The organism is Neorhizobium petrolearium (genome assembly GCF_029854435.1).
Lineage (GTDB): Bacteria > Pseudomonadota > Alphaproteobacteria > Rhizobiales > Rhizobiaceae > Neorhizobium > Neorhizobium petrolearium.
The window spans coordinates 1,653,464-1,676,636 of record NZ_CP123000.1; the positions used below are offsets into that span (position 1 = coordinate 1,653,464).

At 59.9% G+C, this 23,173-nt stretch carries 26 protein-coding genes; 16 read left to right on the forward strand and 10 right to left on the reverse strand.

Annotated features, from left to right (window positions below; translation table 11 throughout):
- Both QEO92_RS08545 and QEO92_RS08550 read right to left on the reverse strand, forming a co-directional pair.
- Complete coding sequence (locus QEO92_RS08545) at positions 1–1,194, reverse strand: amino acid ABC transporter permease (RefSeq protein WP_227702719.1); 1,194 nt, start codon at positions 1,192–1,194, stop codon at positions 1–3.
- 111 nt (positions 1,195–1,305) lie between these two features.
- Entirely contained in the window at positions 1,306–2,328 is a 1,023-nt protein-coding gene (locus tag QEO92_RS08550) for an amino acid ABC transporter substrate-binding protein (RefSeq protein WP_037154914.1), read from the reverse strand.
- 368 nt (positions 2,329–2,696) lie between these two features.
- Here QEO92_RS08550 and QEO92_RS08555 point away from each other — a divergent pair, with 368 nt between their 5' ends.
- Positions 2,697–3,887, forward strand: a complete 1,191-nt coding sequence (locus QEO92_RS08555) for a cystathionine beta-lyase (RefSeq protein WP_227702720.1) — start codon at positions 2,697–2,699, stop codon at positions 3,885–3,887.
- Here QEO92_RS08555 and QEO92_RS08560 read toward each other — a convergent pair whose 3' ends face one another.
- Entirely contained in the window at positions 3,888–5,051 is a 1,164-nt protein-coding gene (locus QEO92_RS08560; RefSeq protein ID WP_227702721.1) for an FAD-dependent monooxygenase, read from the reverse strand. It abuts the gene before it with no gap.
- A gap of 23 nt (positions 5,052–5,074) precedes the next feature.
- Positions 5,075–5,320: a zinc-finger domain-containing protein gene (locus QEO92_RS08565; protein WP_210055100.1), complete on the reverse strand. Its 246-nt coding sequence runs from the start codon at positions 5,318–5,320 to the stop codon at positions 5,075–5,077.
- Between the two features lie 165 nt (positions 5,321–5,485).
- On the opposite strand from QEO92_RS08565, the gene QEO92_RS08570 reads away from it, so the two are divergent.
- The 8 genes from QEO92_RS08570 to QEO92_RS08605 all read left to right on the forward strand — a co-directional run bounded on the left by QEO92_RS08570 (position 5,486) and on the right by QEO92_RS08605 (position 12,465).
- Positions 5,486–6,283, forward strand: coding sequence for an alpha/beta fold hydrolase (locus tag QEO92_RS08570; RefSeq protein WP_227702722.1), 798 nt, complete (start codon positions 5,486–5,488; stop codon positions 6,281–6,283).
- Positions 6,284–6,376: 93 nt separating this feature from the next.
- On the forward strand, positions 6,377–7,201 hold the full coding sequence (cysE, locus tag QEO92_RS08575) for a serine O-acetyltransferase (RefSeq protein WP_037154922.1): 825 nt from the start codon (positions 6,377–6,379) through the stop codon (positions 7,199–7,201).
- A gap of 119 nt (positions 7,202–7,320) precedes the next feature.
- A complete protein-coding gene (locus tag QEO92_RS08580) occupies positions 7,321–7,524 on the forward strand; it encodes a DUF3126 family protein (RefSeq protein WP_037154925.1) in 204 nt (67 codons plus the stop codon).
- Positions 7,525–7,801: 277 nt separating this feature from the next.
- A complete protein-coding gene (locus tag QEO92_RS08585; RefSeq protein WP_037154928.1) occupies positions 7,802–8,152 on the forward strand; it encodes a phasin family protein in 351 nt (116 codons plus the stop codon).
- 255 nt (positions 8,153–8,407) lie between these two features.
- A complete protein-coding gene (clpS, locus tag QEO92_RS08590) occupies positions 8,408–8,761 on the forward strand; it encodes an ATP-dependent Clp protease adapter ClpS (protein ID WP_210055531.1) in 354 nt (117 codons plus the stop codon).
- Positions 8,762–8,771: 10 nt separating this feature from the next.
- The gene (clpA, locus tag QEO92_RS08595) at positions 8,772–11,300 is read left to right on the forward strand and encodes an ATP-dependent Clp protease ATP-binding subunit ClpA (RefSeq protein WP_037154931.1); all 2,529 of its coding nucleotides are present in this window, start codon (positions 8,772–8,774) and stop codon (positions 11,298–11,300) included.
- Between the two features lie 80 nt (positions 11,301–11,380).
- Positions 11,381–12,130, forward strand: coding sequence for an AzlC family ABC transporter permease (locus QEO92_RS08600; RefSeq protein ID WP_407722066.1), 750 nt, complete (start codon positions 11,381–11,383; stop codon positions 12,128–12,130).
- Positions 12,127–12,465, forward strand: coding sequence for an AzlD domain-containing protein (locus tag QEO92_RS08605; protein ID WP_227702724.1), 339 nt, complete (start codon positions 12,127–12,129; stop codon positions 12,463–12,465). The genes QEO92_RS08600 and QEO92_RS08605 overlap by 4 nt, the downstream gene beginning before the upstream one ends.
- 12 nt (positions 12,466–12,477) lie before the next feature.
- Here QEO92_RS08605 and QEO92_RS08610 read toward each other — a convergent pair.
- A protein-coding gene (locus QEO92_RS08610; RefSeq protein WP_227702725.1) for an IS630 family transposase occupies positions 12,478–13,435 on the reverse strand; the annotation gives its coding sequence in 2 pieces (ribosomal slippage) (positions 12,478–13,092 and positions 13,094–13,435; 957 coding nt in all).
- A gap of 97 nt (positions 13,436–13,532) precedes the next feature.
- Positions 13,533–14,657 (reverse strand): IS630 family transposase, encoded by a 1,125-nt coding sequence (locus tag QEO92_RS08615; RefSeq protein ID WP_227702726.1) that lies wholly within the window; start codon positions 14,655–14,657, stop codon positions 13,533–13,535.
- Between the two features lie 42 nt (positions 14,658–14,699).
- Between QEO92_RS08615 and QEO92_RS08620 the strand changes: the two genes are divergently transcribed.
- A complete protein-coding gene (locus QEO92_RS08620) occupies positions 14,700–15,008 on the forward strand; it encodes a LexA family protein (protein WP_037155434.1) in 309 nt (102 codons plus the stop codon).
- Here the strand turns inward: QEO92_RS08620 and QEO92_RS08625 are convergent.
- The 4 genes from QEO92_RS08625 to QEO92_RS08640 are packed head-to-tail and all read right to left on the reverse strand — an operon-like array spanning position 15,005 to position 17,869.
- Entirely contained in the window at positions 15,005–15,436 is a 432-nt protein-coding gene (locus QEO92_RS08625) for an HIT family protein (protein WP_227702727.1), read from the reverse strand. The genes QEO92_RS08620 and QEO92_RS08625 overlap by 4 nt on opposite strands.
- Positions 15,437–15,463: 27 nt before the next feature.
- A complete protein-coding gene (locus QEO92_RS08630) occupies positions 15,464–16,657 on the reverse strand; it encodes a GNAT family N-acetyltransferase (protein ID WP_227702728.1) in 1,194 nt (397 codons plus the stop codon).
- A gap of 7 nt (positions 16,658–16,664) precedes the next feature.
- A complete protein-coding gene (locus QEO92_RS08635) occupies positions 16,665–17,402 on the reverse strand; it encodes a glycerophosphodiester phosphodiesterase (protein WP_227702729.1) in 738 nt (245 codons plus the stop codon).
- The gene (locus QEO92_RS08640; protein ID WP_227702730.1) at positions 17,399–17,869 is read right to left on the reverse strand and encodes a RidA family protein; all 471 of its coding nucleotides are present in this window, start codon (positions 17,867–17,869) and stop codon (positions 17,399–17,401) included. Before QEO92_RS08640 ends, QEO92_RS08635 begins: the two co-directional genes overlap by 4 nt.
- A gap of 109 nt (positions 17,870–17,978) precedes the next feature.
- Between QEO92_RS08640 and QEO92_RS08645 the strand changes: the two genes are divergently transcribed.
- The 6 genes from QEO92_RS08645 to frr all read left to right on the forward strand — a co-directional run bounded on the left by QEO92_RS08645 (position 17,979) and on the right by frr (position 23,160).
- Entirely contained in the window at positions 17,979–18,812 is an 834-nt protein-coding gene (locus QEO92_RS08645) for a cell envelope integrity EipB family protein (RefSeq protein ID WP_407721061.1), read from the forward strand.
- A 121-nt stretch (positions 18,813–18,933) separates the two neighbouring features.
- Positions 18,934–19,635, forward strand: a complete 702-nt coding sequence (locus tag QEO92_RS08650; RefSeq protein WP_037155355.1) for a pentapeptide repeat-containing protein — start codon at positions 18,934–18,936, stop codon at positions 19,633–19,635.
- Positions 19,636–19,849: 214 nt separating this feature from the next.
- Complete coding sequence (rpsB, locus tag QEO92_RS08655) at positions 19,850–20,617, forward strand: 30S ribosomal protein S2 (RefSeq protein ID WP_037154952.1); 768 nt, start codon at positions 19,850–19,852, stop codon at positions 20,615–20,617.
- A 168-nt stretch (positions 20,618–20,785) separates the two neighbouring features.
- Positions 20,786–21,712 (forward strand): translation elongation factor Ts, encoded by a 927-nt coding sequence (gene tsf, locus QEO92_RS08660; RefSeq protein ID WP_037154955.1) that lies wholly within the window; start codon positions 20,786–20,788, stop codon positions 21,710–21,712.
- 116 nt (positions 21,713–21,828) lie between these two features.
- Positions 21,829–22,551: a UMP kinase gene (pyrH, locus tag QEO92_RS08665; protein ID WP_227702732.1), complete on the forward strand. Its 723-nt coding sequence runs from the start codon at positions 21,829–21,831 to the stop codon at positions 22,549–22,551.
- Between the two features lie 48 nt (positions 22,552–22,599).
- Positions 22,600–23,160, forward strand: a complete 561-nt coding sequence (gene frr, locus QEO92_RS08670) for a ribosome recycling factor (RefSeq protein ID WP_037154961.1) — start codon at positions 22,600–22,602, stop codon at positions 23,158–23,160.
- Positions 23,161–23,173: the final 13 nt, after the last annotated feature.

Below are 23,173 nucleotides of genomic sequence, written 5' to 3' on the forward strand. Positions count from 1 at the left end.
TTACCTTTCCACCAGCGCCATCTTGGCGTTGAACCAGTTCATGAACATCGAGGTCGCGATACTGATCGCCAGGTAAACGGTCAGCATGATGGAGATCGCTTCCACGGCCTGACCGGTCTGGTTCAGCGTCGTACTGGTCGTGGAGAAGAGTTCGGGAAAGCCGATCGCAACGCCGAGCGAGGAGTTCTTGGTCAGGTTGAGATATTGGCTTGTAAGCGGCGGAATGATGATGCGCATGGCCTGCGGTACGATCACGAGACGCGTCGTATGCGAGGGCTGCAGGCCAAGCGCGAAAGAGGCCTCGCTTTGACCCTTCGGAACGCCGCGGATGCCGGCGCGGATGACTTCGGCGATGAAGGATGCCGTATAAAGCGATAGCGCGAGATAAAGCGCTACGAATTCCGGCAGAATGCGCGTGCCGCCTGTCAGATTGAAGCGACCGGCAATCGGATAATCGAAGGTCAGCGGCGCACCCGCAGCCAGGAAGGCGAGGACCGGCAGGCCGGCGATCAGCCCGATGCCGGCCCAGACCGTATGGAATTGCTTGCCCGTCGTGATCTGGCGCTGCTTTGCCCATCGGGCAACCACCATGGTGGCGACGATGCCGATGATGATGGCGAGCGGAATCAACCAGGCCCCGTCTCCCCAGATCGGCCGCGGAAAGGCAAGGCCACGATTGTTCAGGAAGATGCTGAAGGGAAGGGCGATCGAATCCCGGACCTGGGGCAGGGAGTCCAGCACGCCCTTGTACCAGAAGAAGATGATGAGAAGCACCGGGATGTTGCGGAAGACTTCCACATAGACGGTGCAGAGCCTTGCGATCAGCCAGTTCTTTGAAAGACGGCCGAGACCGATGATGAAGCCGACGATCGTGGCGGTGATGATACCAAAAACGGCGACCAGCACCGTGTTGAGGAAACCGACGAAGATGGCGCGGCCATAGGTGGAGTCACTGGTATAAGGAATGAGAGCCTGGCCGATGTCGAAACCGGCGCGGCCTCTCAGGAAGCCGTAGCCCGAGGCGGTGCCGGATCTGGCGAGGTTTTCAGCGGTATTGTCGAAGATCCACCAGCCGGCAACGATGATGATGAGGAGGGTGAGCGCCTGGAAAAAAATACCCCGAAATCTTGGGTCATACGCGTAGGACCTTAAGGTCCGCGCCTCGGAAGGCGCAATTGCAGCGTGATCTGTCATGCTGGCCTTTTCCCCTGGCGACCTCGCTTTGGAGGTCTTTTTCTTTTTATGCGTCTTTTCTTATGTGAAGGACAAGACGGCAAAGCCGTCTTGTCCCTTAGCGTTTGCCGATCAGCGGATCGGCGGAGCGTATTGCAGACCGCCCTTGGTCCAGAGCGCGTTCAGGCCGCGCTCGATTTTCAGCGGCGTGTTCTGGCCGATATTGCGCTCGAAGACATCACCGTAATTGCCGACGCCTTTGACAATATTGTAGGCCCATTCATTGGTCAGGCCGAGGTCGGTGCCGATCTTGGTGTCCTGCTCCACGCCCAGGAAGCGGCGGATGTCCGGGTTGGTCGAATTCTTCATCTCGTCGACATTGGCCTGCGTGATGCCGAACTCCTCGGCCTGCACCAGGGCGTAGCCGGCCCACATGACGATGTCGAACCACTGGTCGTCGCCCTGGCGGACGGCCGGGCCGAGCGGCTCCTTGGAGATGATCTCCGGCAGGACGACATGGTCGTTCGGGTTGGAGAGTCCGAGACGGATTGAATAGAGGCCCGACTGGTCGGTCGTGTAGACGTCGCAGCGGCCGGCCTGGTAGGCGGCATTCACTTCCTCGAGCTTTTCGAAGACGACCGGGTTGTATTGCAGGTTGTTCGCCTTGAAATAGTCGGCAAGGTTGAGTTCCGTCGTGGTGCCGGACTGGACGCAGACGGCGGCGCCGGAAAGCTCGAGGGCCGACTTCACGTTGAGGCTCTTCGGAACCATGAAACCCTGGCCGTCATAATAGTTGACGTAGCGGAAGTTCAGGCCGAGAGCGGTATCGCGGCTGATCGTCCAGGTCGTGTTACGGGCGAGGAGATCGACTTCGCCGGACTGCAGGGCCGTGAAGCGGCTCTGCGCCGTGGTCGGCGTATATTTGACCTTGGTCGCATCGCCGAAGATCGCCGCGGCGACGGCCTTGCAATAATCGACGTCGAAACCGGTCCAGTTGCCGGCCGAATCCGGTGCGGCAAAGCCGGCAAGGCCGGTATTGACGCCGCACTGAACGAAACCCTTGGACTTCACGTTATCCAGCGTGGCAGCCGATGCGGCCGAGGCAAAGCCCAGGACCGCTGCGCCAATAGCGGCCGACAGAAGCGTCTTTTTCATTTTTTCCCAACCTTATCTCTTGGTCTTGTGTGATTTGGTGACACCGCGCCGCTCCCCTGATTCTCTTTGAATACGGCCGGTCGCCCGGCAACCCTCCCGGTGCGGGCGCGTGCTATCTCATTCGCAAAACAACGCAGGGTCAAGTGTCGCTGTTTCGAATTGCGTCGGAAATAAGGTAAATTCCTCGTCACGGCACAGGAAATCATCAGTTACTTAAAGTTTAGGCGGACCGTGATCAAAACTGAAGCGATTCTCGTTAGATGGCAGGTTTCCTGATGTTTAATCGGCTGCTTCAATCGGGGTTGACCGTATCTTGTTCCAGCGGCAAAACTCCAGTTCATGCCCTGCCAACGAAAGTTTTCCCCGATATGAAGATTAAGAATGAGTCCCTGCTCGCCGATGCTGGTCCGAACACGCGCCTTGCTCATATGGGGCATGATCCGTCCGGCTATCATGGCTTCGTCAATCCTCCGGTCGTGCATGCCTCGACGGTGCTTTTCCCAGACACCGCGACGATGGAGAAGCGGGCTCAGAAATATACCTACGGCACGCGCGCCACGCCGACCACGGAGGCGCTTTGCGCCGCTTTCGATGAACTGGAAGGGTCTGCCGGCACCATTCTCGTCCCGTCGGGGCTTGCTGCGATCACGGTCCCGTTTCTCGCCTACCTTTCGGCCGGCGACCACGCGCTGATCGTGGATTCGGTCTACACACCTTGCCGTCATTTCTGCGACACGATGCTGAAGCGGCTCGGCGTCGAGATTGACTATTACGATCCGGAAATCGGAGCCGGGATCGAGGCGCTGATCAAGCCGAACACGAAGCTCGTCCACACCGAAGCGCCGGGCTCCAACACCTTCGAAATGCAGGATATCCGGACGATCGCGGAAGTGGCGCACAGGCACGATTGCGTCGTCACCATGGACAATACCTGGGCGACGCCGCTTTATTTCCGGCCGCTCGATTTCGGCGTCGACGTGTCGATCCATGCGACGACGAAATATCCGTCCGGGCACTCGGACATCATCATGGGGTCGGTTTCCGCCAATGCCAGACACTGGCCGCGGCTCGAGGAATCCCGAATCGCGCTCGGCATCTGTGGTGCGCCGGACGATTCCTATCAGATCCTGCGCGGCCTGCGCACGATGGGTATCCGTCTCGAACATCACCAGAAGAGCGCGCTCGATATCGCCAGGTGGCTGGAAACCCGTAACGACGTGGCCCGTGTCCTGCATCCGGCGCTGCCGAGTTTTCCGGGTCATGAAATCTGGAAGCGCGATTTCAAGGGCGCGAGCGGCGTCTTCTCCTTCGTTCTGAAGGCGGATGCCGAAAACGCCAAGGCAAAGGCACACGCCTTCCTGGATGCGCTTTCCTTCTTCGGCCTCGGTTATTCTTGGGGCGGTTACGAGAGCCTTGCCGTGCACGTCAACCTGTCGGATCGCACCATTCGCAAGGCGCCGCCGGAAGGCCCCGTCATTCGCCTGCAGATCGGCCTCGAAGATGTCGCCGATCTCAGGAAGGATCTGGAAGCGGGTTTCGCGGCAGCGGCAGAGGTCTGATTACTCGGCCCTGAAGCCGTAAAGCCAGTCGAGGTCCGCTGCGAGCGATTGCGGCGGGCGAAGCGACAGCACGATGTTGCGGCCGAGCCTGATTGGTCCACGGGCATGATAGGCAAAGCGGTTGAAGAGGCCGCGAGCGCGAACTTTGGCGGCTCGGGCGGTGCGGTCGCTCTCGAACGAGGACAAGGCTTGGGCAAGCGGCAGGGGACCTGCCACCCTATTGGCAAGTACGAAGGCATCTTCGATCGCCATCGCTGCGCCCTGGGCCGCGAACGGCATCATCGCATGGGCTGCATCGCCGATCAGTGCCATGTTCCGGCCGTTCTGCCAGCGTCCAGGGCTGACCTGGTATAGCGGCCAGAATGTTGGTCTTTCGGTCCTCTCGAGGAGATCGACGATGCGCCGGTCCCAGCGATGGAATTGCGAGAGCAGCATGTGCCGCTGCGCTTCGCTTGCTTCCGCATCCCAGGTCTCGCCGGGACTGATGCCCGAGGCGATGGCGACGATGTTGAAGCCGTCGACCTCTTTCAGCGGATAGGCGACAAGATGGGTCGAAGGACCGAGGAATGCGGTGACCTGATCGGGAACCAGCCATGAAGGCATAGCGCCGTTCGAGATCGTGAAGCGCCACGCGACATTGTGCGAAAAGTCAGGCTTCGGAGCGTGCGGAATCTCGGTGCGCAGGTTCGACCAGACGCCGTCGGCGCCGACGATCAGCGGATAGGTCTTGCCGGTGATCCTTGTCAGCGTCTCATGTGCGTTCTCGCGCACGGGCGTGCCGAGATGAACCGTGCAGAGCGGGTTATGTTTGACGGCCGAAAGCAGCGCATTCTGCAGCGTGGCGCGGTGAAGAACACCATAGGGAGCCCCCCATCGTTCGCGGGCAAAGCGGCCGGCTGGGACATGGGTGATCGGCCGGAGTGAAAGGCCGGAGACGAGAGCGATCCGCTCGGGCTCGGTCCAGACCGCTTCCAACGCAGGAAGCACGCCGAGTTCGGACAGCACGCGGGAAGCGTTCGGTGATATCTGCAGGCCGGCGCCGACCTCGACCAGTGCTGCCGCCTCTTCGAAGATGTCGGCGGCGATTCCGCGGTGCGCGAAGGAAAGCGCAGCCGTCAGCCCGGCCATGCCGGCGCCGATGATCGCTACTCTCTCAATGGACATCGTATCGGCCGGTCAGCGGGAATTCACGCGGCCTGTACGTGGAAGACACAGCCCGGCGGATCGGTCTGATCGGACTTCAGGGACGGATTGTAACGATAGAGGGTCGAACAATAGGAGCAGACCTTTTCGACGTCGTCTCCCATGTCGATGAAGATATGCGGATGATCGAACGGCACGGACGCGCCGGTGCACATGAATTCCTTCACGCCGATCTGGATCATCCGATATCCGCCGTCGTTCTGGAAATGAGGAATGCTGTGCCCGGCCATGATGGTCTCCATGCTTCTGATTTGCGGCGGACATTATCGCCGCGCGTTCAAAATGTGTAGTGGGAAAACCGCCGCGGGCCTCCCGATTTCGTATCGTGCATGGGTTCAAACCGGACGGCGGATCACCTATGGTCCGATAAAAAAGATGCCGCCAAAGGTCGACTGATGAATCTCAATGCTCCCGCCTTCTCTTCATTTTCCCACGATGGTCTGAAGCTTGCCTATTTTGACGAAGGCGATCCTTCCGGCGATCCGGTGTTGCTGATCCACGGCTTTGCCTCGAGTGCGCTCGTCAACTGGGTCCATCCGGGCTGGCTGAAAACGCTGGGCGATGCGGGCTACCGGGTGATCGCGATCGACAATCGCGGCCATGGCGCAAGCGACAAGCCGCTTGATCCGGAAGCCTATCGGCCCTGGGTGATGGCCGAGGACTCGATCGCTCTCCTCGACCACCTGCGCATTCCGGAAGCGCATCTCTTCGGTTATTCCATGGGCGCCCGCATCTCGGTTTTCGCCACCCTTGCCCATCCTCACCGTGTGCGCTCGCTGGTACTCGGGGGCCTCGGGATCGGCATGACGGATGGGGTAGGGGATTGGGACCCGATCGCCGACGCTCTGCTTGCGCCGTCCCTCGACCACGTCACCCATGCGCGCGGGAAGACATTCCGCGCCTTCGCCGACCAGACGAAGAGCGACAGAGAGGCGCTTGCGGCCTGTATTCGCGGCTCGCGTGATCTTGTTTCACGCGCCGATATGGGCCGCATCGAAGCGCCGACGTTGATCGGGGTCGGGACGAAGGACGATATCGCCGGTTCACCGCAGGAGCTCGCGGCGTTGATGCCGCATGCGATCGCACTCGATATTCCAGGCCGCGATCATATGCTGGCCGTCGGCGATCGGGTATTCAGGAAGGCGGTCCTGGATTTTTACGCAGAGCTTTCGGCAAGAGAACAGCTTCTCTGATCATAACGATCAACGGAATGCGATTTGCGAGCCGTTGGTCTTCCCGTAAACTTGTTTTATATAAGCTCTCTCACGGCAAACGAGGAGACGGCCATGGGCGCAAGAAATGAAGTCCGCCAGAAGGAGCCGGTCACGTCGGTGGATCCCATCTGGGATACGTTGCGTGAGGAAGCCCATGCGGCAATCCAGCAGGATCCGCTGCTTGCCGCTTTTCTCTATTCCACGGTGCTGAACCATCGGTCGCTTGAAGAATGCGTCGTGCATCGCATCTGCGAACGTCTCGACCATCCCGACCTCCAGGCTGTGCTCCTGCGCCAGACCTTCATGGAAATGCTGGATGATTGGCCGGAATGGGGCGCGATCCTGCGCGTCGACATCCAGGCTGTCTACGATCGCGATCCCGCCTGCCTGCGTTTCCTGGAGCCTGTGCTTTATTTCAAGGGTTTCCATGCGATCCAGACGCACCGGCTGGCGCATTGGCTGCTCAATCGCGGCCGCCGCGACTTCGCGCTTTATCTGCAGAGCAGGTCTTCCAGTGTCTTTCAGACGGATATCAATCCGGCTGCCCGGATCGGCAAGGGCATTTTCCTCGACCATGCCACCGGCCTTGTCGTCGGGGAGACGGCGGTGATCGGCGACAATGTCTCGATCCTCCACGGCGTGACGCTCGGCGGCACCGGCAAGGAAGGCGCTGACCGGCATCCGAAGATCGGCCATGGCGTGCTGATCGGCGCCGGGGCGAAGATCCTCGGCAATATCGAGGTCGGCTCCTGCTCGCGCGTTGCCGCCGGCTCGGTGGTTCTGAAGCCTGTTCCGCCGAAATCGACCGTCGCCGGCGTGCCGGCCAAAGTGGTCGGAGAAGCAGGGTGTTCCGAGCCGGCCCGGCTGATGGATCAGCTCCTGGGTTCGGACATCTGAGCTTTCCTGCTGCACTTTCACCATGGGAAAGAGCGGCAGGGTCGCATTCTGGCGGCTTTACTTTCGCCTTTGTCCCGTGCCAAAAGCGCCCCAACTTGGAACCGCTGACGGAGAGAAGTGTGAAACCGGACGAAATCAAGAAGCTCGATGCCTATTTCAAGCGCGTGCTCAATCCGCAGATCGTCGTAAAGGCGCGTCCGCGCAAGAATGATTCCGCAGAGGTCTATATCGGCGACGAATTCCTGGGCGTCATCTATGTCGACGACGAGGACGGTGACCGCTCCTACAACTTTTCGATGGCTATCCTCGACGTCGACCTGTGATCGCCGGAAATCTTGAAAATCTCGAAAGCGGGCCTTGCGCCCGCTTTTCGATTGCGGCTCTTTGCCACTGTCGTTAAAAGAAAATAAAAGCCCGACCATTCCGCAGTGGTTGTGGCAAGCTGATATATCATCGCGAAATCATTGCGCTGAATCGATCCCTGCATTTGCATATATGGAAATGCAACCATGGGTGGTTTTGCGCTGCACAAATCATCCTTGACTTTTGTCGGTCGCCCTTCTTTTATCAGCGCATCCGAATAGAACAGGGGACCGTGGTATGTTCAACTTCGATGAAGCCAGCAAGAAGAGCAAGGAAGCGATGGATGGAATGCTGAAGGGTTATTCCGAAGCCGCCAAGGGTTTTCAGGCGATTGCCACGGAAGCCAGCGAATATTCCAAGAAGTCGTTCCAGGACATGACGGCTTTCATGGAGGCGTTTGCTGCAGCCCGCAGCATCGATGCCGCCTATGACCTTCAGACCAAATACGCAAAGTCAGCCTATGAAGGCTTCATCGCCGAGGCGGCCAAGATGGGCGATATGTACGCCGATCTCGCGAAGTCGGCCTACAAGCCCTACGAGGCGCCCATTGCCAAGTCGACAGCCGTAAAGACCGCAAACGCCGCGTGAGGACAATACGGCCTTTCGAGGCGACACCTTCCAACCGAAGGCCGGCGGCATTCAGTGCTGCCGGCCTTTTTGATTCAGGCCAAGGCGGAAAACCTCAATTTTCCGCATCTTCGACGATCTCTCTAGCGGAATAGTGATTGCGCGGGCGCACAGGGGGCTTAAAATCGGCTTTCAATGAACTAAGTTAGGAAGTCTGAAGTCTGGTCGATCGGCCATTCGCTGAACCATCGCCGGACGACTGGGGAATGAATGAAGATGATCGCACTGCCGATCTTGATGCAACGCGAAAAGGGTGGCGACGGAGACAACGCGGGCCGCGGAACCTCGGTCATCACCCGTACGAAACCAAAGACCAAGCGGCCCAATCTCTACCGCGTACTCCTGTTGAATGACGACTATACCCCGATGGAATTCGTCATCCACATTCTGGAGCGTTTCTTCCAGAAGGACCGGGAGGCTGCGACACGCATCATGCTCCATGTCCACAACCACGGCGTGGGCGAGTGCGGAATATATACTTACGAAGTAGCGGAAACCAAAGTGTCCCAGGTCATGGACTTCGCCCGGCAACACCAGCATCCGCTGCAATGTGTCATGGAAAAGAAGTGAGGAACCCGACGTGCCAACATTTTCGCCTAGTCTTGAAAAGGCGCTGCATCAGGCACTGACCTTCGCGAACGAGCGGCATCACGAATATGCCACGCTCGAGCACCTGCTTCTGGCGTTGATCGATGACGCCGATGCAGCGGCGGTCATGGGCGCTTGTAACGTCAATTTGGAAGCCCTGCGCAAGACCGTCACGGATTATGTCGATAACGAGCTTGCCAACCTCGTCACCGGATACGACGAGGATTCGAAGCCGACTTCCGGCTTTCAGCGCGTCATCCAGCGCGCGGTGATCCACGTCCAGTCGTCCGGCCGCGAGGAAGTGACCGGTGCCAACGTTCTCGTCGCGATCTTCGCGGAACGGGAAAGCCATGCGGCCTTCTTCCTGCAGGAGCAGGAAATGACCCGTTACGACGCGGTCAACTACATCTCCCACGGCATCGGAAAGCGTCCGGGCTCCTCCCAGGCCCGTCCGCCGCGCGGCGCCGAAGAGCCGGATTCCGACGCCAAGCCCTCGTCCCGCGAACAGGAGGAGGGCTCGGCAAAGAAGCCGCAGGATGCGCTGAAGGCCTATTGTGTCAACCTCAATGAAAAGGCGCGTGACGGCCGCATCGATCCGCTGATCGGCCGCAATGCCGAGGTCAACCGCACGATCCAAGTGCTGTGCCGGCGCTCCAAGAACAACCCGCTTTACGTGGGTGACCCCGGCGTCGGCAAGACGGCGATCGCCGAAGGTCTCGCCAAGCGCATCGTCGAAGGCAAAGTGCCGGAGGCGCTCGCCGACGCGACGATCTTCTCGCTGGACATGGGCACGCTGCTCGCCGGCACGCGTTATCGCGGTGATTTCGAGGAGCGCCTGAAGCAGGTCGTCAAGGAGCTTGAGGAATACCCGGGTGCGGTTCTTTTCATCGACGAGATCCACACCGTGATCGGCGCCGGCGCCACGTCCGGCGGTGCGATGGATGCCTCGAACCTGCTGAAGCCGGCTCTGTCGTCGGGCGCGATCCGCTGCATCGGCTCGACCACTTACAAGGAGTACCGCCAGTTCTTCGAAAAGGACCGGGCACTGGTCCGCCGCTTCCAGAAGATCGACGTCAATGAACCGTCGATCGATGATGCGATCGAGATCATGAAGGGCCTGAAACCCTATTTCGAGGACTATCACAAGCTTCGCTATACCAACGAGGCGATCAAGTCCGCCGTCGAACTGTCGGCACGCTACATCTCCGACCGCAAGCTGCCGGACAAGGCGATCGACGTGATCGACGAGACCGGTGCGGCGCAGATGCTGCTGCCGGCCTCCAAGCGACGCAAGCTGATCACCGAGAAGGAGATCGAAGCGACGATCGCCACCATGGCCCGTATCCCGCCGAAAACCGTTTCCAAGGACGACGAGATGGTTCTCGCCAACCTGGAAAAGGAGTTGCGTTCGGTGGTCTATGGGCAGGACAACGCTATCGAGGCTCTGTCGACGTCCATCAAGCTCGCCCGGGCGGGCCTGCGTGAACCGAACAAGCCGATCGGCTGCTACGTTTTCTCCGGCCCGACCGGCGTGGGCAAGACGGAAGTCGCCAAGCAGCTTGCTGCTTCGCTCGGCGTGGAACTCCTGCGTTTCGACATGTCGGAATATATGGAACGCCACACGGTCTCGCGGCTGCTCGGCGCGCCTCCCGGCTATGTGGGCTTCGACCAGGGTGGTTTGCTGACCGACAGTGTCGACCAGCATCCGCACAGCGTGGTCCTGCTCGACGAGATCGAGAAGGCGCATCCGGATATCTACAATATCCTGCTGCAGGTCATGGACCATGGCTCGCTGACCGACCACAACGGCAAGAAGATCGACTTCCGCAACGTCATCCTGATCATGACGACCAATGCGGGCGCATCGGAAATGGCCAAGGCCGCGATCGGCTTCGGCTCGTCCAAGCGTACCGGCGAGGATGAGGAGGCACTGAACCGCCTATTCACGCCGGAATTCCGCAACCGCCTCGATGCGGTGATCCCGTTCGCCTCGCTGCCGACGGAGGTCATTCATCAGGTCGTGCAGAAGTTCGTCATGCAGCTCGAGACGCAGCTTTCGGAACGCAACGTCACCTTCGACCTGCATGAGGATGCCGTCGCCTGGCTGGCCGACAAGGGTTACGACGAGAGGATGGGCGCCCGCCCGCTCTCGCGCGTCATCCAGGAGCATATCAAGAAGCCGCTCGCGAACGAAATCCTGTTCGGCAAGCTGCGCAAGGGCGGCGTGGTTCGCGTCACCGTTGGCAAGGACGAGGATGGCAAGGACAAGCTGGTCCTCGATGCCATCCCCGAAGCGACGCCCGTGAAGCCGAAGCCGGAAGCCGAGGTGGAAGAGGCGACCGAAGAAGCCGAAGCCAGGGCGTCCAAGCCGAAGGCCTCGAAGAAGTCCTCGCCCAAGGGCAAGGACGGTTCGGCCAAAGCGCGGGCCATGGCCGAAGCGGATGTGATTGCTTCGGAAGAGGCGCCGAGAACACCGCCGCGCAAGGGCAGCATCGTACCGCGTGTGCCGAAGAGTAAGTAAGACTTTTAGATTGAACACTTGCGATGCCGGGCCTGTCCCGGCATCGCCGTTTTATGACTCGCCTTTTCCCCGCCGGAAGCCTGATGTCCCCAGAGAGTGACCGTAGCGCCCTGTCCTGGTTCTTCACCGGCATGCGGGGCATGATTTCCCTGCCGGCATTGATCCTGATGGCCTCCATTGTCGGGTTCAGCGCCTTCGCGCTCGAATCCGGGCTGACCCGCGCCGAGGCGGTGTTCATGTCCTTCGCGATCTGGGCGCTTCCGGCCCAGGTGATCCTGGTCGGCACCATGGCGAGCGGCGCCAATATCGCCGCCTGCTTTCTTGCCGTGACGCTTTCCTCGATCCGCATGACGCCGATGGTCGCCTCGGTCATTCCGGAAATACGGACACGCCGCACGCCGACATGGGCACTGTTGATCCTCTCGCATTTCATCGCCATCACATCCTGGGTCTTTGCGATCACCACGCTGCGCAACGTGCCGCGCGAATATAGGGCGATCTATTTCGCCGGTTTCGGCGTCACGCTTACGACATGCGGCACGCTGGTCGTGGCGACCTTCTACGGTATCGCATCGAGCTTTCCGCCGGTCGTCGCTGGCGTGCTCTTCTTCCTGACGCCAGTCTATTTCAACGCGTCGATCTGGGCGAGCGCCCGCCAGCCGGTTGTGAAGCTTGCTTTTGTCATGGGCGTTGTGCTCGGCCCGCTCCTGGCGCTGGTGACGCCGGAATTCGACGTGCTTTATGCCGGCATCGGCGGCGGCACGATCGCCTATCTCATCGACAGGATCCGCCGGAAGAAGAAGCGCCGCGGCGTAGGAGGCATGCGATGATCGAGGACTATTGGACCTTCATCGTCATCGCGGTCGCCGGATTCCTGGCGACCGACATCTGGCGCTGGCTGGGTGTCGTGGCAGGCAATCGGCTGAACGAGGAATCCGAGGCGCTTTATTGGGTGAGGGCGGTGGCGACCGCGCTGGTCATGGCCGTCACCGCAAAGCTGATCGTCTTCCCGAACGGCATGCTCGCCGACACGCCGCTCTGGCTGCGGCTGGGTGCGGCCGGCATCGGCTTTGCCGTCTTCCTGGTCACCGGCCGCAAGGTCGCAGTCGGTGTCGCCGTGCCGATGGGGCTGCTGATCGCCGGCCTCTGGTGGATCGGGGTTTAGAGCGTCGGGCGATTAATATGCAACGCATCCGGCTTGCCGAAAATAGTTCCAGCATTCCTGTGGCGTAAACAGGTCGCAGACTTTCCCGACGGCCTTCCAGAGATCGTCGTAGTTTCTTGCTTTCTGCCTTCGCAGGAGTGTCTTGAGCTTTGAGAAGGCCATTTCAATCGGATTGTTGTCTGGCGAATATCGCGGCAGAAACAATATCCATGCCTTTCTTTCGGCGATGGCCGCCGCCGCTCTGGGGCTCTTGTGGACGTTGAGATTGTCCCAGATCACCACGTCGCCCGGCTGAAGCGTCGGTGCCAGCTGAGTTCGCACATAGGTGTCGAACTTGTCGCCATCCATGGCGCCATCGACGACAAAGGGAGCGGTGATGGCATCGCAGCGCAGACCGGCGATGAAGGTCTGGGTATTCCATTTGCCGAAAGGGGCATCCGCCTGCAAACGCTGGCCCTTTTTGCTCCTGCCACGCAGCGGCGTCATGTTGGTCTTGACCGAAGTCTCATCCACAAAGACGAGACGTCCGGGGTTCTTCTGCATCGCGGGTTGGCGATGCCGGCGCCATTCATCACGCTCTCGGCGCACGTCGGCGCGTTCGCGTTCCGATGCCATCATCGTTTTTTTTATAAGTGAAGCCTGCCCGGCAGAGCAGTTTCGACAGGTTCGAGGGATCGGCCTTCACGCCATGCCGCTCTTCCAGCCACGCCGCTAGGTCGGGCATGGTTATATCCGGTTGTGCCTCCACCTTGGCAATCAGGCCGTCCCGGTAAGGACCCAGTTTGCCGCCTCCGCTGGGCCGTCCTCGTCGGGACGGCTCGACCGAACCCGTTCGATCCGAACGCTGCTTGAGCCGTACCGCCGTGGCGGGCGAAACCTTGAAGGCCGCCGCAGCCGCTCGCCGCGTTTTGCCTTCAGATATCGCATCGACAATCCGCTGACGAAGATCAGATGAATACGCCCGAGACATGGCAAGTCCTCCTGCCATGTTGAATCATAAAATCGGAGCCAGTGGAATCCACAGATTCACAAAAGCCGCCCGACGCTCTAGTGTGACGTCCCAGAGATTATGACTCGTTGAGCAAAGGTATTGGATAAGACTTTGCCATCTTTTCGCGGGCTTGGTCTGTCGAGAACATCCATCGGATTTGAGCGCCACTTTCGGTTCGACGCCGCTCCCAGGCGTCAACCTCGGATTTGAGCAAGTCGCGGTTGTCGATACGGCGGTCAAGACACTGTCGGCGCATGACGCCGATCTCGATCTCGGCCATATTGAGCCAGCTCGCGTGGCGGGGCGTGTAGTGGAATTCCAGACGTCGCAAGATCCGACGCGCCTCGGCGGCCGGGAAGGTCTGATAGACAGCGGAGGCCGTGTGGGTTGATAGGTTATCCATCACGACACGGACCCGGTTGGCGCCGGGATAATCGAGGTCGACCAGGTCGCGCATGCAGACGACGAAGTCCTCGTTGGCGCGCCGATCAGTGACCTTGACCTTGCGCCATGACCTATTGGCGTCGACCATAACGAAGAGGTTGGCCGTGCCATTGCGCTTGTATTCGGAGTCGTAGCGGTATCGCTTCCCCGGTTTCTGCACGATAGGCACGCGCACCTCGCCGATGAGCTGGATCGGACTTTCATCGAAGCAGACGACTGGCCGCTTAGGATCACTCGGCTCGGCGTAAAGATCGAGGAGATCCTCCATCCGGGCGATATATTCGCCATCGATTTTGGCGATGCACCACATCTTCTTCTGCCAGGGCTTCAGGTCGTTGTCGTCCAGTCTGCGGCGGATAGTTTCGCGTGAGACACTCTGATGTTCGACCACTTCCAGCAGCGCGTTGGCCAAAAGCTTCAAGGTCCACCGGGCGCAGCCCTTGGGTGGATCCGAGCAAGCCAGGGCGACCAGTTGCACCTCGTCCTTGCCGCTCAGCTTTCGAGCCGCCCCGGGCCGCGGCTCTTCACTGAGGGCGGCCTCCAGGCTGATCTCCACAAAGCGCTTCCTGGTGCGATAGATGGTGGAGCCGCTGGTCTGCACCGAGGCTTCGATGGCCTCATCGCTGACGCCGGCGTCAGCCGCCAGCAGTATCTGCATTCGCTTGAGCCGTCGGACTGGTTGCTTGCCACCACTCACCAAAGCGCCAAGCTCGTCGCGTTCGATCTGGCTAAGATCGACTCGATATCGTACGTTCATCACAATATCCCTCATCGTCGAGGGACCTTGGATGAATCCGAAATGAATCAATTGCTTGACCAAAAGAAGCCGGGCGGACCAACCCCCTTCACCGCAAAGCAGGGCCAGTATCTTGCCTTCATATGGGCCTATTCACAGATCAATGGCCGTGCCCCAGCCGAGGCAGACTTCCAGCGATACTTCAAAGTCACCCCACCCTCGGTCCACCAGATGCTAAAGACACTTGAGAAAATCGGATTGATCCAAAAGCAACCAGGTGTCGCGCGCAGCATCCAACTGCTCGTCCCCCCGCAAGACCTGCCAATTCTGGGCATAGAACAACCCGTCATAATCTCTGAGACGTCACACTAGTTTCCCAATACGCCGATGATCTTTTCGGCATTGGCGGCAAGTACGTTACCGTCTTCCATTTGCCCCGAATGAGGCTTGAGCGGCAGCCCTTCGTAGCGCGGGATGACGTGAAAATGCAGGTGATAGACGGTTTGGCCCGAAGCCGGCTCGTTGAACTGGATGACGGTGATGCCGTCCGCCTCGAAGGCCTCCTTGGCAGCCCTAGCGAGTTTCTGCACGACCGGCATCAGTTTGGAGAGAACCACCGGATCGGCATCGAGGATATTGCGCGACGGCGCCTTGGGAATGACGAGAAGGTGGCCGGGGGATTGCGGCATCACATCCATGAAGGCGAGCGTATCGTCATCCTCGTAAATCCGGTGGCAGGGAATTTCGCCGCGCAGGATTTTGCCGAAGATGTTGTTGGGATCGTAAGCCTGGCCGCTCATCGTTATGTCCTCTCCTTGAATTTCTGATCAGTCTTCCTGCTGGCGCTCGCCCTTGCGGAAGGGCGCATGCTCGGAAAGATATTCGTTCATATATTCCACTTCTTCCCGTTCGCGCTCCAGATAATCGGCGACCGCGCGGCGCAGCCCAGGATGGGCGATATAGTGCATGGAATGGGTGGTGACAGGCATATAGCCGCGCGCCAGCTTGTGTTCCCCTTGCGCACCCGCTTCGACGCGCTTGAGCCCCTTGGCGAGTGCGAAGTCGATCGCCTGATGGTAGCAGACCTCGAAATGCAGGAAGGGATGGTCTTCGATACAGCCCCAGTGGCGGCCGAAGAGCGTATCTCCGCCGATGAAATTGATCGCTCCGGCGATGTATTTTCCCCCGCGCTTCGCCATGACCAGCAGGATGTCTTCCGCCATGCGCTCGCCGACCAGCGAATAGAATGTGCGGGTGAGGTAAGGGCGGCCCCATTTGCGGCTGCCGGTATCCATATAGAAATCGAAGAACTGGTCCCAGATATCCTCTGTGAGATCGCTTCCGGTCAGCCAGTCGATGGTGATGCCGTTCTCGACCGCCGCACGCCGTTCCTTCTTCAAGGCCTTGCGCTTGCGCGATGCCAGCGTTTCCAGGAACGCGTCGTGGTTTGCATAGCCGTCATTGATGAAGTGGAACTGTTTGTCGGTGCGGTGCAGGTAGTCGGTCTCTTCGAATGCGGCGAGCTGGTCTTCGGCGATGAAAGTCACATGCGCGGAAGATATCCCGAGCTGGCGCGTCACCTCCTGGAGACCTGCGGCCAGCGCCAGTTCCGTAGAAGCCTTGTCGTAGCCGGAGGCGGCGAGGAGCCGCGGCCCGGCCGCGGGGGTGAACGGCACGGAACATTGCAGCTTCGGATAATAACGTCCGCCGGCGCGCTCGAAGGCGTCGGCCCAGCCGTGGTCGAAGACATATTCGCCCTGGCTGTGGCTCTTGAGATAGCCCGGAACCGCGCCGATCAACGTGCCTTGGTCGTTCTCCAGCAGGAGATGGTGCCCGAGCCAGCCGGTCTTGGCAGTAGCCGAGCCGGATTCCTCCAGCGACGAGAGGAAGGCATGGGAAAGGAAGGGATTGTAAGGCACCTCGGCGGATGAAGCCCTGGAGGTGCCCGAAAGGCGCGACCAGCTCGTCTGGCTGATCGCGCAGAAGGATTTTTCGATGCGGATCGTGAGATTGCCGGTCATGCTCTCTTTACTGGGAGGGGGAGGAAGCCTCCCGTGGATCGAAACCTTCGAAGGTCATCTGGTCCGCATATTTATAGGTATGTTCGACACCGTTTGCATCCCTTACCGTCCAGGTAATGACGGGAATTCCGGCCGCTCTCTGAGCTGTGATAAAACTGTTCGGCAGGTGGGGGTAGTGATAGGAGATGAAATCGAGGCCAAGTTGCATGGCCTCGTCATGCCGGAAGAATTCCTCCGGCTTGTCGCCCATGGCGGTGAGGCCGAGCGGGTAGGGGGAGCCAGCCCTCTTCAGGTCTCGCAGAATGTGGTGGTCGAAGCTCATCAGCGCCACCTGACCCTGGTAGCCTTCGAGCACTTCGAGCACCGTCTCGGCAAAGCCGTCGTCTTCGCCTTCGCCTGTCCGCCCCTTGATCTCGATGACGAGCGGCACCTTGCCGGCGACAAGATCGAGCATCTGCTTCAGCGTCGGCACCTTGTCCTTCGTGCCTCCGACGGCAAGCAGCCCGAGTTCGGCCACGGTCTTTTCGCGCACGTCGCCCTTGATGCCGCAGAGCCTTTCGAGGTCATGGTCGTGGAAGATCACCGGCACGCTGTCGGCGGCGAGCTGCACGTCGCATTCGATCGCAAAACCGGCCTCCACGGCGCGGGCGAAGGCGGAGAGCGTGTTCTCCCACACCTGATGATTCATGTCGTGATAGCCGCGATGGGCGACGGGAAGATCCTTGATCCAGGCAGCAGAGGTCATGCGTCGATCTCGATGATGGCGTCGACTTCGACGGCGGCGTTGAGCGGGAGGGCAGCCATGCCGACGGCGGCACGCGCATGCTTGCCGGCATCTCCGAGCACATTGGCGAGGAGGTTGGATGCTCCGTTCATGACGATGTGCTGCTCGGTGAAATCCGGCGCGGAGGCGATGAAGCCGTTGAGCTTCAGCACGCGGCGAATCCTGCCGAGATCCCCGCCGAGCGCGGCTTTCGCCTGGGCGAGAATGTTGATGGCGCAAAGCTCGGCGGCGCGCTGAGCGGCAGGCACATCCACGTCGCGCCCGACCAGTCCGGTCACGGCAACCTTGCCCCCTTCGATGGGCAATTGGCCGGAAAGATAAAGCGTATTGCCGCTGATCGTATAGGGCACGTAGTTGGCGGCGGGGGCTGCCGCAACGGGGAGGGTAATCCCTAGCTCCTTCAATCGGCCGTCAATGGCTTCGGTCATTTTCAACTCCCGTTTGTTGTAAATTCTTCAAAAATCCTGCATCAAAGCCATAGCTTGGCCGGATGGCGTTCTTATAACACCCCGGACTGAGTCCAACAGGAGAATGTGCATGCTGCGAATGAGCCTCGGTGTGATCCTTGCCGGCGGTGCGAGCCTCATGGCAGCCACCTCCGCGGATGCAAATACCGACAGCGCCGCCCTGGCGCTTGTGCCGCATCGGGCCATTTACGATCTGAAGCTGAAGGATGCGTCCGAACGTTCCGGCATCGAAGGCATGTTCGGCCGCATGGTCTATGAGTTCACCGGTTCCGCCTGCACCGGCTTCTCCACAAATTTCCGGCTGGTCACCAGGATCGACACCGGCGAGGAAACGCGCCTTAGCGACCAGCAGACCACGACCTTCGAGGACATGTCCGCTCGACAGTTCCATTTCGAGACCAAATCCTTCACCGATGAGCAGCTCGACCGGCAGGTGAGCGGCGATGCGAGCGTTGCGGAAAAAGGCGTCAAGGTTGAGATCACCCAGCCGGACGGGCGCGAGATCGACCTGCCTGCCAGCGATTTCCCGACCGGCCATATGCTGGACGTCATCCGGAATGCCAAGCAAGGCAAGCATTTCTTCGAGGCACGGGTATTCGACGGTTCGGAAAACGGCGATCAGGCGCTGTTGACGACGACCGTGATCGGCAAGCCGCAAACCCCGCAAAAGGATGACGCCGATGCTGACAAGGCCGGCGAATTTTCCAGGACACCCTTCTGGCCGGTGACGATCGCCTATTTCAACGAGGCCACGCAGGGCGATCCCATGCCGGTCTACAACATGTCGTTCAAGCTCTACGAGAACGGCATCACCCGCGACCTCACCATGGATTATGGCGACTTTGTACTCTCGGGAAGCTTGGTAAAGCTGGAAATGCTCGGTAAAACGGATTGCAAACCATGATGTCTTGCTGCAGCGATTTGCGTGTTCCCAGGTGAAATTCCATCGTGGTCCCTGTATCATACATAAACGGTTGAATGATCCTGATCGGTATGGGGGACAGGCTTTGGTAACTGTGCGCGAATTGGTCGTTTTGGCGGGTATCTTGTTGCTGCTGACTGCAGCGGGAGGGCTCGTGGCGAGCCCGGCGCAGGCCCAGGATTGTCGGACAAGTCCTTTCGCCGGTGTGGACTGGCATGGATGCGGCAAGAAGAACCTCATGTTGGACGGCAGCGATTTCGTCCAGGCAAATCTTGTCGATGTCGATTTCAGCTATACGGACCTGCGCAACTCCAATTTCGTTTCCGCCGATCTTACCAAGGCGACGCTCGTTCGGGCGGCGCTCGCCGGTGCGCGTGCCGACAGGGCGAATTTTCAAAGAGTGGAGGCCTATCGGGCGGGATTTCAGGACGTCCGTGCGAATGACGCATCCTTTATGGCTGCAGAATTGCAACGCGCCGATTTTTCCCGGGCTGAGCTGGAAAATGCCAATTTTCAGAAAGCCGATCTGAGTCGGGCCATTTTCGACAAGACCGTGCTCACCGGTGCGAACTTTTCCTATTCCAATCTGTCGCGTGCCGATCTGACGACAGCCGTTTTCGAGGGGGCGATCAATTTCGAGGACGCCTTCTTTTTTCTGACGCGGATAGAGGGCGTGGATCTTTCGGCGGCGATCGGTCTCGATCAGCATCAGGTGGACATAGCCTGCGGCAATGCCGCTACCAAACTTCCGGCCGGTTTGGTTACGCCCAAGAAATGGCCTTGCGCCGAAGCCGAGAAGGACTGAAGCCCGACGGGCGCGCCGCCTCACGGCGTTCCGCAAGGTTCAAGCTTTTTTCGCCATACCCTTGCATTTCCGGCAAATCGAATGTATGGCCAGCCGCATTCCACACGTAGGGCATGGGATCGTCCGGGAGAAATCCGGGCTTTTCCGCCGGTGGCATTCCCGAAGGGTTTGCTGATCGCCTTGCGGAGGTTCAACCGGAAAAGGAGAAAAAGGCATGGCATTGCCTGATTTCAGCATGCGCCAGCTTCTGGAAGCTGGTGTTCACTTCGGCCACCAGACCCACCGCTGGAACCCGAAGATGAAGCCGTACATCTTCGGCGATCGTAACAACATCCACATCATCGACCTCGCACAGACCGTGCCGATGCTGTCGCGCGCCCTGCAGGTCATCAGCGACACCGTCGCCCGTGGCGGCCGCGTTCTTTTCGTCGGCACCAAGCGCCAGGCTTCGGAACTGATCGCCGACAGCGCCAAGCGTTCGGCCCAGTATTACGTCAACTCCCGCTGGCTCGGCGGCATGATGACGAACTGGAAGACGATCTCGAACTCGATCCAGCGCCTGCGCAAGCTCGACGAGATCCTGTCTTCGGAAGCATCGGGCTTCACCAAGAAGGAGCGCCTGAACCTCGAGCGCGAGCGCGAGAAGCTTGAAAAGGCTCTCGGCGGTATCCGCGACATGGGTGGCACGCCGGACCTGATGTTCATCATCGATACCAACAAGGAAAAGATTGCCATCGACGAAGCGAAGCGCCTGGGCATCCCGGTCGTCGCCATCATCGATTCGAACTGCGATCCGGACCTCATCGATTACCCGATCCCGGGCAATGACGATGCCTCGCGCGCCATCGCTCTTTATTGCGACCTGGTTGCCCGCGCTGCCATCGACGGTATTGCCCGTCAGCAGGGTGCTTCTGGCCGCGACGTCGGCGCTTCTGCCGAAGCCCCGATCGAGCCGGCGCTGGAAGGCGAAGCCGAAGCTTGATTTCTCATGGAGAGGCGGCGCTCAAGCCGCCTCTTTCCCCCGTCCCGGAACCGAGACCGGGCGGTGTGGATCGAAACATCACGCTGTCATACTCCGGGTATAATCGTCCCGAAATCCATGCGCCCGCCAACCCGGCTGGGCGCTAAATGAATCGACAAGAGGTAAACAATGGCCGAAATCACAGCCGCAATGGTCAAGGAACTGCGCGAAAAGACCGGCGCAGGCATGATGGACTGCAAGAAGGCGCTTGCTGAAACCAATGGCGACATGGAAGCGGCAATCGACTGGCTGCGCGCCAAGGGCATTGCCAAGGCCGACAAGAAGTCCGGCCGCACTGCAGCCGAAGGCTTGATCGGCATCGCCAGCGCTGGCACCAGGGCCGTCGCCGTCGAGATCAATTCCGAAACCGACTTCGTCGCCCGCAACGACGCCTTCCAGGGCCTCGTCCGAGGCGTTGCCGAAGTGGCGCTTTCGACCGAGGGTTCTGTCGACGCGATCGGTGCTGCGACCTATCCGGCGTCCGGCAAGTCCGTTGCCGACACGATCAAGGACGCGGTTGCGACGATCGGCGAAAACATGAATCTTCGCCGCGCTGCGCTGCTCTCCGTCGAGGATGGCGTCGTTGCGACCTACATCCACAACGCGGTTGCCGACAGTCTCGGCAAGCTCGGCGTTCTCGTCGCGCTGAAGTCGACCGGTAACAAGGACGCGCTCGCCGCCATCGGCAAGCAGGTCGCGATGCACATCGCCGCAACCGCGCCGCTGGCCATCCGTGCCGAGGAAGTCGATCCGGCCGTTGCCGAGCGTGAACGCAACGTCTTCATCGAGCAGTCCCGTGCTTCCGGCAAGCCGGACAACATCATCGAGAAGATGGTCGAAGGCCGCATGCGCAAGTTCTTCGAGGAAGTCGCGCTTCTTTCGCAGGCTTTCGTCATCAATCCGGACCTGACCGTCGGCGCTGCCATCAAGGCTGCCGAGAAGGACGTCGGCGCCCCGATCGAAGTAACCGGCATGGCACGCTTGCTGCTCGGCGAAGGCGTCGAGAAGGAAGAAACGGATTTCGCGGCGGAAGTTGCCGCAGCCGCCAAGGGCTGATTAAGCTCATTGGCAAAAGCCGACAAAACCGAAGGGCACCGGGTGACAAGCCGGTGCCCTTCGTGTATCCGCAAGCCGTTTCCCTCCGCAGGCAGTCTCGATTCCAAGGAGCCCCCATGTCGCCTCAGCCCCTCTACAAGCGTGTCTTGCTCAAGGCCTCCGGAGAAGCCCTGATGGGCAGCCAGGGCTTCGGGATCGATGTCAACGTTGCAGACAGGATCGCCTCCGATATCGCAGAAGCCCGCGCCATGGGCGTCGAGGTCGGTGTGGTGGTCGGCGGCGGCAACATTTTCCGCGGCGTGGCGGTGGCGTCCAAGGGCGGTGACCGGGTGACCGGCGACCACATGGGCATGCTCGGCACCGTGATCAACGCGCTTGCACTTGCCACCTCGCTTCGCAAGCTGAATGTCGACACTGTGGTACTTTCGGCGATCTCGATGCCGGAAATCTGCGAGAGCTTCACCCAGCTCCGCACACTGCATCATCTGGGGCAGGGCAGGGTGGTGATCTTCGCCGGCGGCACGGGCAACCCCTTCTTCACGACCGATTCGGCTGCCGCGCTGCGCGCCGCCGAGATCGGTGCCGAGGCGATCTTCAAGGGCACCCAGGTGGACGGCATCTATTCGGCCGACCCGAAGAAGGATCCGACCGCGACCCGTTTCGAGACGCTGACGCATGGCGAAGTGCTCGAAAAAGGGCTGGCTGTAATGGATGTGGCGGCGGTAGCGCTTGCTCGCGAGAATGCGATACCGATCATCGTGTTCTCGATTCATGAAAAGGGTGGCTTCGCCCAAATCTTGACCGGCGGCGGCCGCAAGACCATCGTAGCGGACAACTGAGCCGCAAGTTTTCAGGGCTGCCCAAATAACAATAAGGGAGTAGATGTGATGAGTGGAGCAATCGATCTCAACGATATCAAGCGTCGCATGGACGGCGCAATTACCGCTTTCAAGGGCGATATCGCATCGCTCAGGACCGGCCGGGCTTCGGCCAATATTCTCGATCCGGTGACGGTCGAGGCCTATGGTTCGCGTATGCCGCTGAACCAGGTCGCCAACATCACCGTGCCGGAATCGCGCATGCTCTCCGTCTCCGTCTGGGACAAGTCGATGGTGGGCGCGGTGGATCGCGCGATCCGCGAATCGCATCTTGGCCTCAATCCGATTGTTGATGGCCAGAATCTGCGCATCCCGCTTCCCGAACTCAATGAAGAGCGCCGCAAGTCGCTGGTCAAGGTTGCTCACGATTATGCGGAAAAGGCCAAGGTTGCGATCCGTCATGTGCGCCGCGATGGTATGGACGGCCTGAAAAAAGCCGAAAAGGACGGCGTAATCGGCCAGGACGACAGCCGCGCGCAATCGGAAAAAGTGCAGAAGATGACGGATGATACGATTTCCGAAGTCGACCGCTTGCTTGCGGACAAAGAAAAGGAAATCATGCAGGTCTAAGGCTTGACCTTGG

Excerpts from the sequence above, each read along its gene's own strand:
- clpS (WP_210055531.1), top strand. The coding sequence starts at position 8,408 with ATGATCGCACTGCCGATCTTGATGCAACGCGAAAAGGGTGGCGACGGA.
- QEO92_RS08625 (WP_227702727.1), bottom strand. The coding sequence starts at position 15,436 with ATGAGCGGCCAGGCTTACGATCCCAACAACATCTTCGGCAAAATCCTG.
- QEO92_RS08615 (WP_227702726.1), bottom strand. The coding sequence starts at position 14,657 with ATGAACGTACGATATCGAGTCGATCTTAGCCAGATCGAACGCGACGAG.
- QEO92_RS08550 (WP_037154914.1), bottom strand. The coding sequence starts at position 2,328 with ATGAAAAAGACGCTTCTGTCGGCCGCTATTGGCGCAGCGGTCCTGGGC.
- QEO92_RS08645 (WP_407721061.1), top strand. The coding sequence starts at position 17,979 with ATGCTGCGAATGAGCCTCGGTGTGATCCTTGCCGGCGGTGCGAGCCTC.
- QEO92_RS08620 (WP_037155434.1), top strand. The coding sequence starts at position 14,700 with ATGAATCAATTGCTTGACCAAAAGAAGCCGGGCGGACCAACCCCCTTC.
- tsf (WP_037154955.1), top strand. The coding sequence starts at position 20,786 with ATGGCCGAAATCACAGCCGCAATGGTCAAGGAACTGCGCGAAAAGACC.
- QEO92_RS08565 (WP_210055100.1), bottom strand. The coding sequence starts at position 5,320 with ATGGCCGGGCACAGCATTCCTCATTTCCAGAACGACGGCGGATATCGG.
- QEO92_RS08560 (WP_227702721.1), bottom strand. The coding sequence starts at position 5,051 with ATGTCCATTGAGAGAGTAGCGATCATCGGCGCCGGCATGGCCGGGCTG.
- rpsB (WP_037154952.1), top strand. The coding sequence starts at position 19,850 with ATGGCATTGCCTGATTTCAGCATGCGCCAGCTTCTGGAAGCTGGTGTT.
- QEO92_RS08630 (WP_227702728.1), bottom strand. The coding sequence starts at position 16,657 with ATGACCGGCAATCTCACGATCCGCATCGAAAAATCCTTCTGCGCGATC.
- QEO92_RS08635 (WP_227702729.1), bottom strand. The coding sequence starts at position 17,402 with ATGACCTCTGCTGCCTGGATCAAGGATCTTCCCGTCGCCCATCGCGGC.
- QEO92_RS08605 (WP_227702724.1), top strand. The coding sequence starts at position 12,127 with ATGATCGAGGACTATTGGACCTTCATCGTCATCGCGGTCGCCGGATTC.
- QEO92_RS08570 (WP_227702722.1), top strand. The coding sequence starts at position 5,486 with ATGAATCTCAATGCTCCCGCCTTCTCTTCATTTTCCCACGATGGTCTG.
- cysE (WP_037154922.1), top strand. The coding sequence starts at position 6,377 with ATGGGCGCAAGAAATGAAGTCCGCCAGAAGGAGCCGGTCACGTCGGTG.
- QEO92_RS08585 (WP_037154928.1), top strand. The coding sequence starts at position 7,802 with ATGTTCAACTTCGATGAAGCCAGCAAGAAGAGCAAGGAAGCGATGGAT.
- pyrH (WP_227702732.1), top strand. The coding sequence starts at position 21,829 with ATGTCGCCTCAGCCCCTCTACAAGCGTGTCTTGCTCAAGGCCTCCGGA.
- QEO92_RS08555 (WP_227702720.1), top strand. The coding sequence starts at position 2,697 with ATGAAGATTAAGAATGAGTCCCTGCTCGCCGATGCTGGTCCGAACACG.
- QEO92_RS08545 (WP_227702719.1), bottom strand. The coding sequence starts at position 1,194 with ATGACAGATCACGCTGCAATTGCGCCTTCCGAGGCGCGGACCTTAAGG.
- frr (WP_037154961.1), top strand. The coding sequence starts at position 22,600 with ATGAGTGGAGCAATCGATCTCAACGATATCAAGCGTCGCATGGACGGC.
- QEO92_RS08640 (WP_227702730.1), bottom strand. The coding sequence starts at position 17,869 with ATGACCGAAGCCATTGACGGCCGATTGAAGGAGCTAGGGATTACCCTC.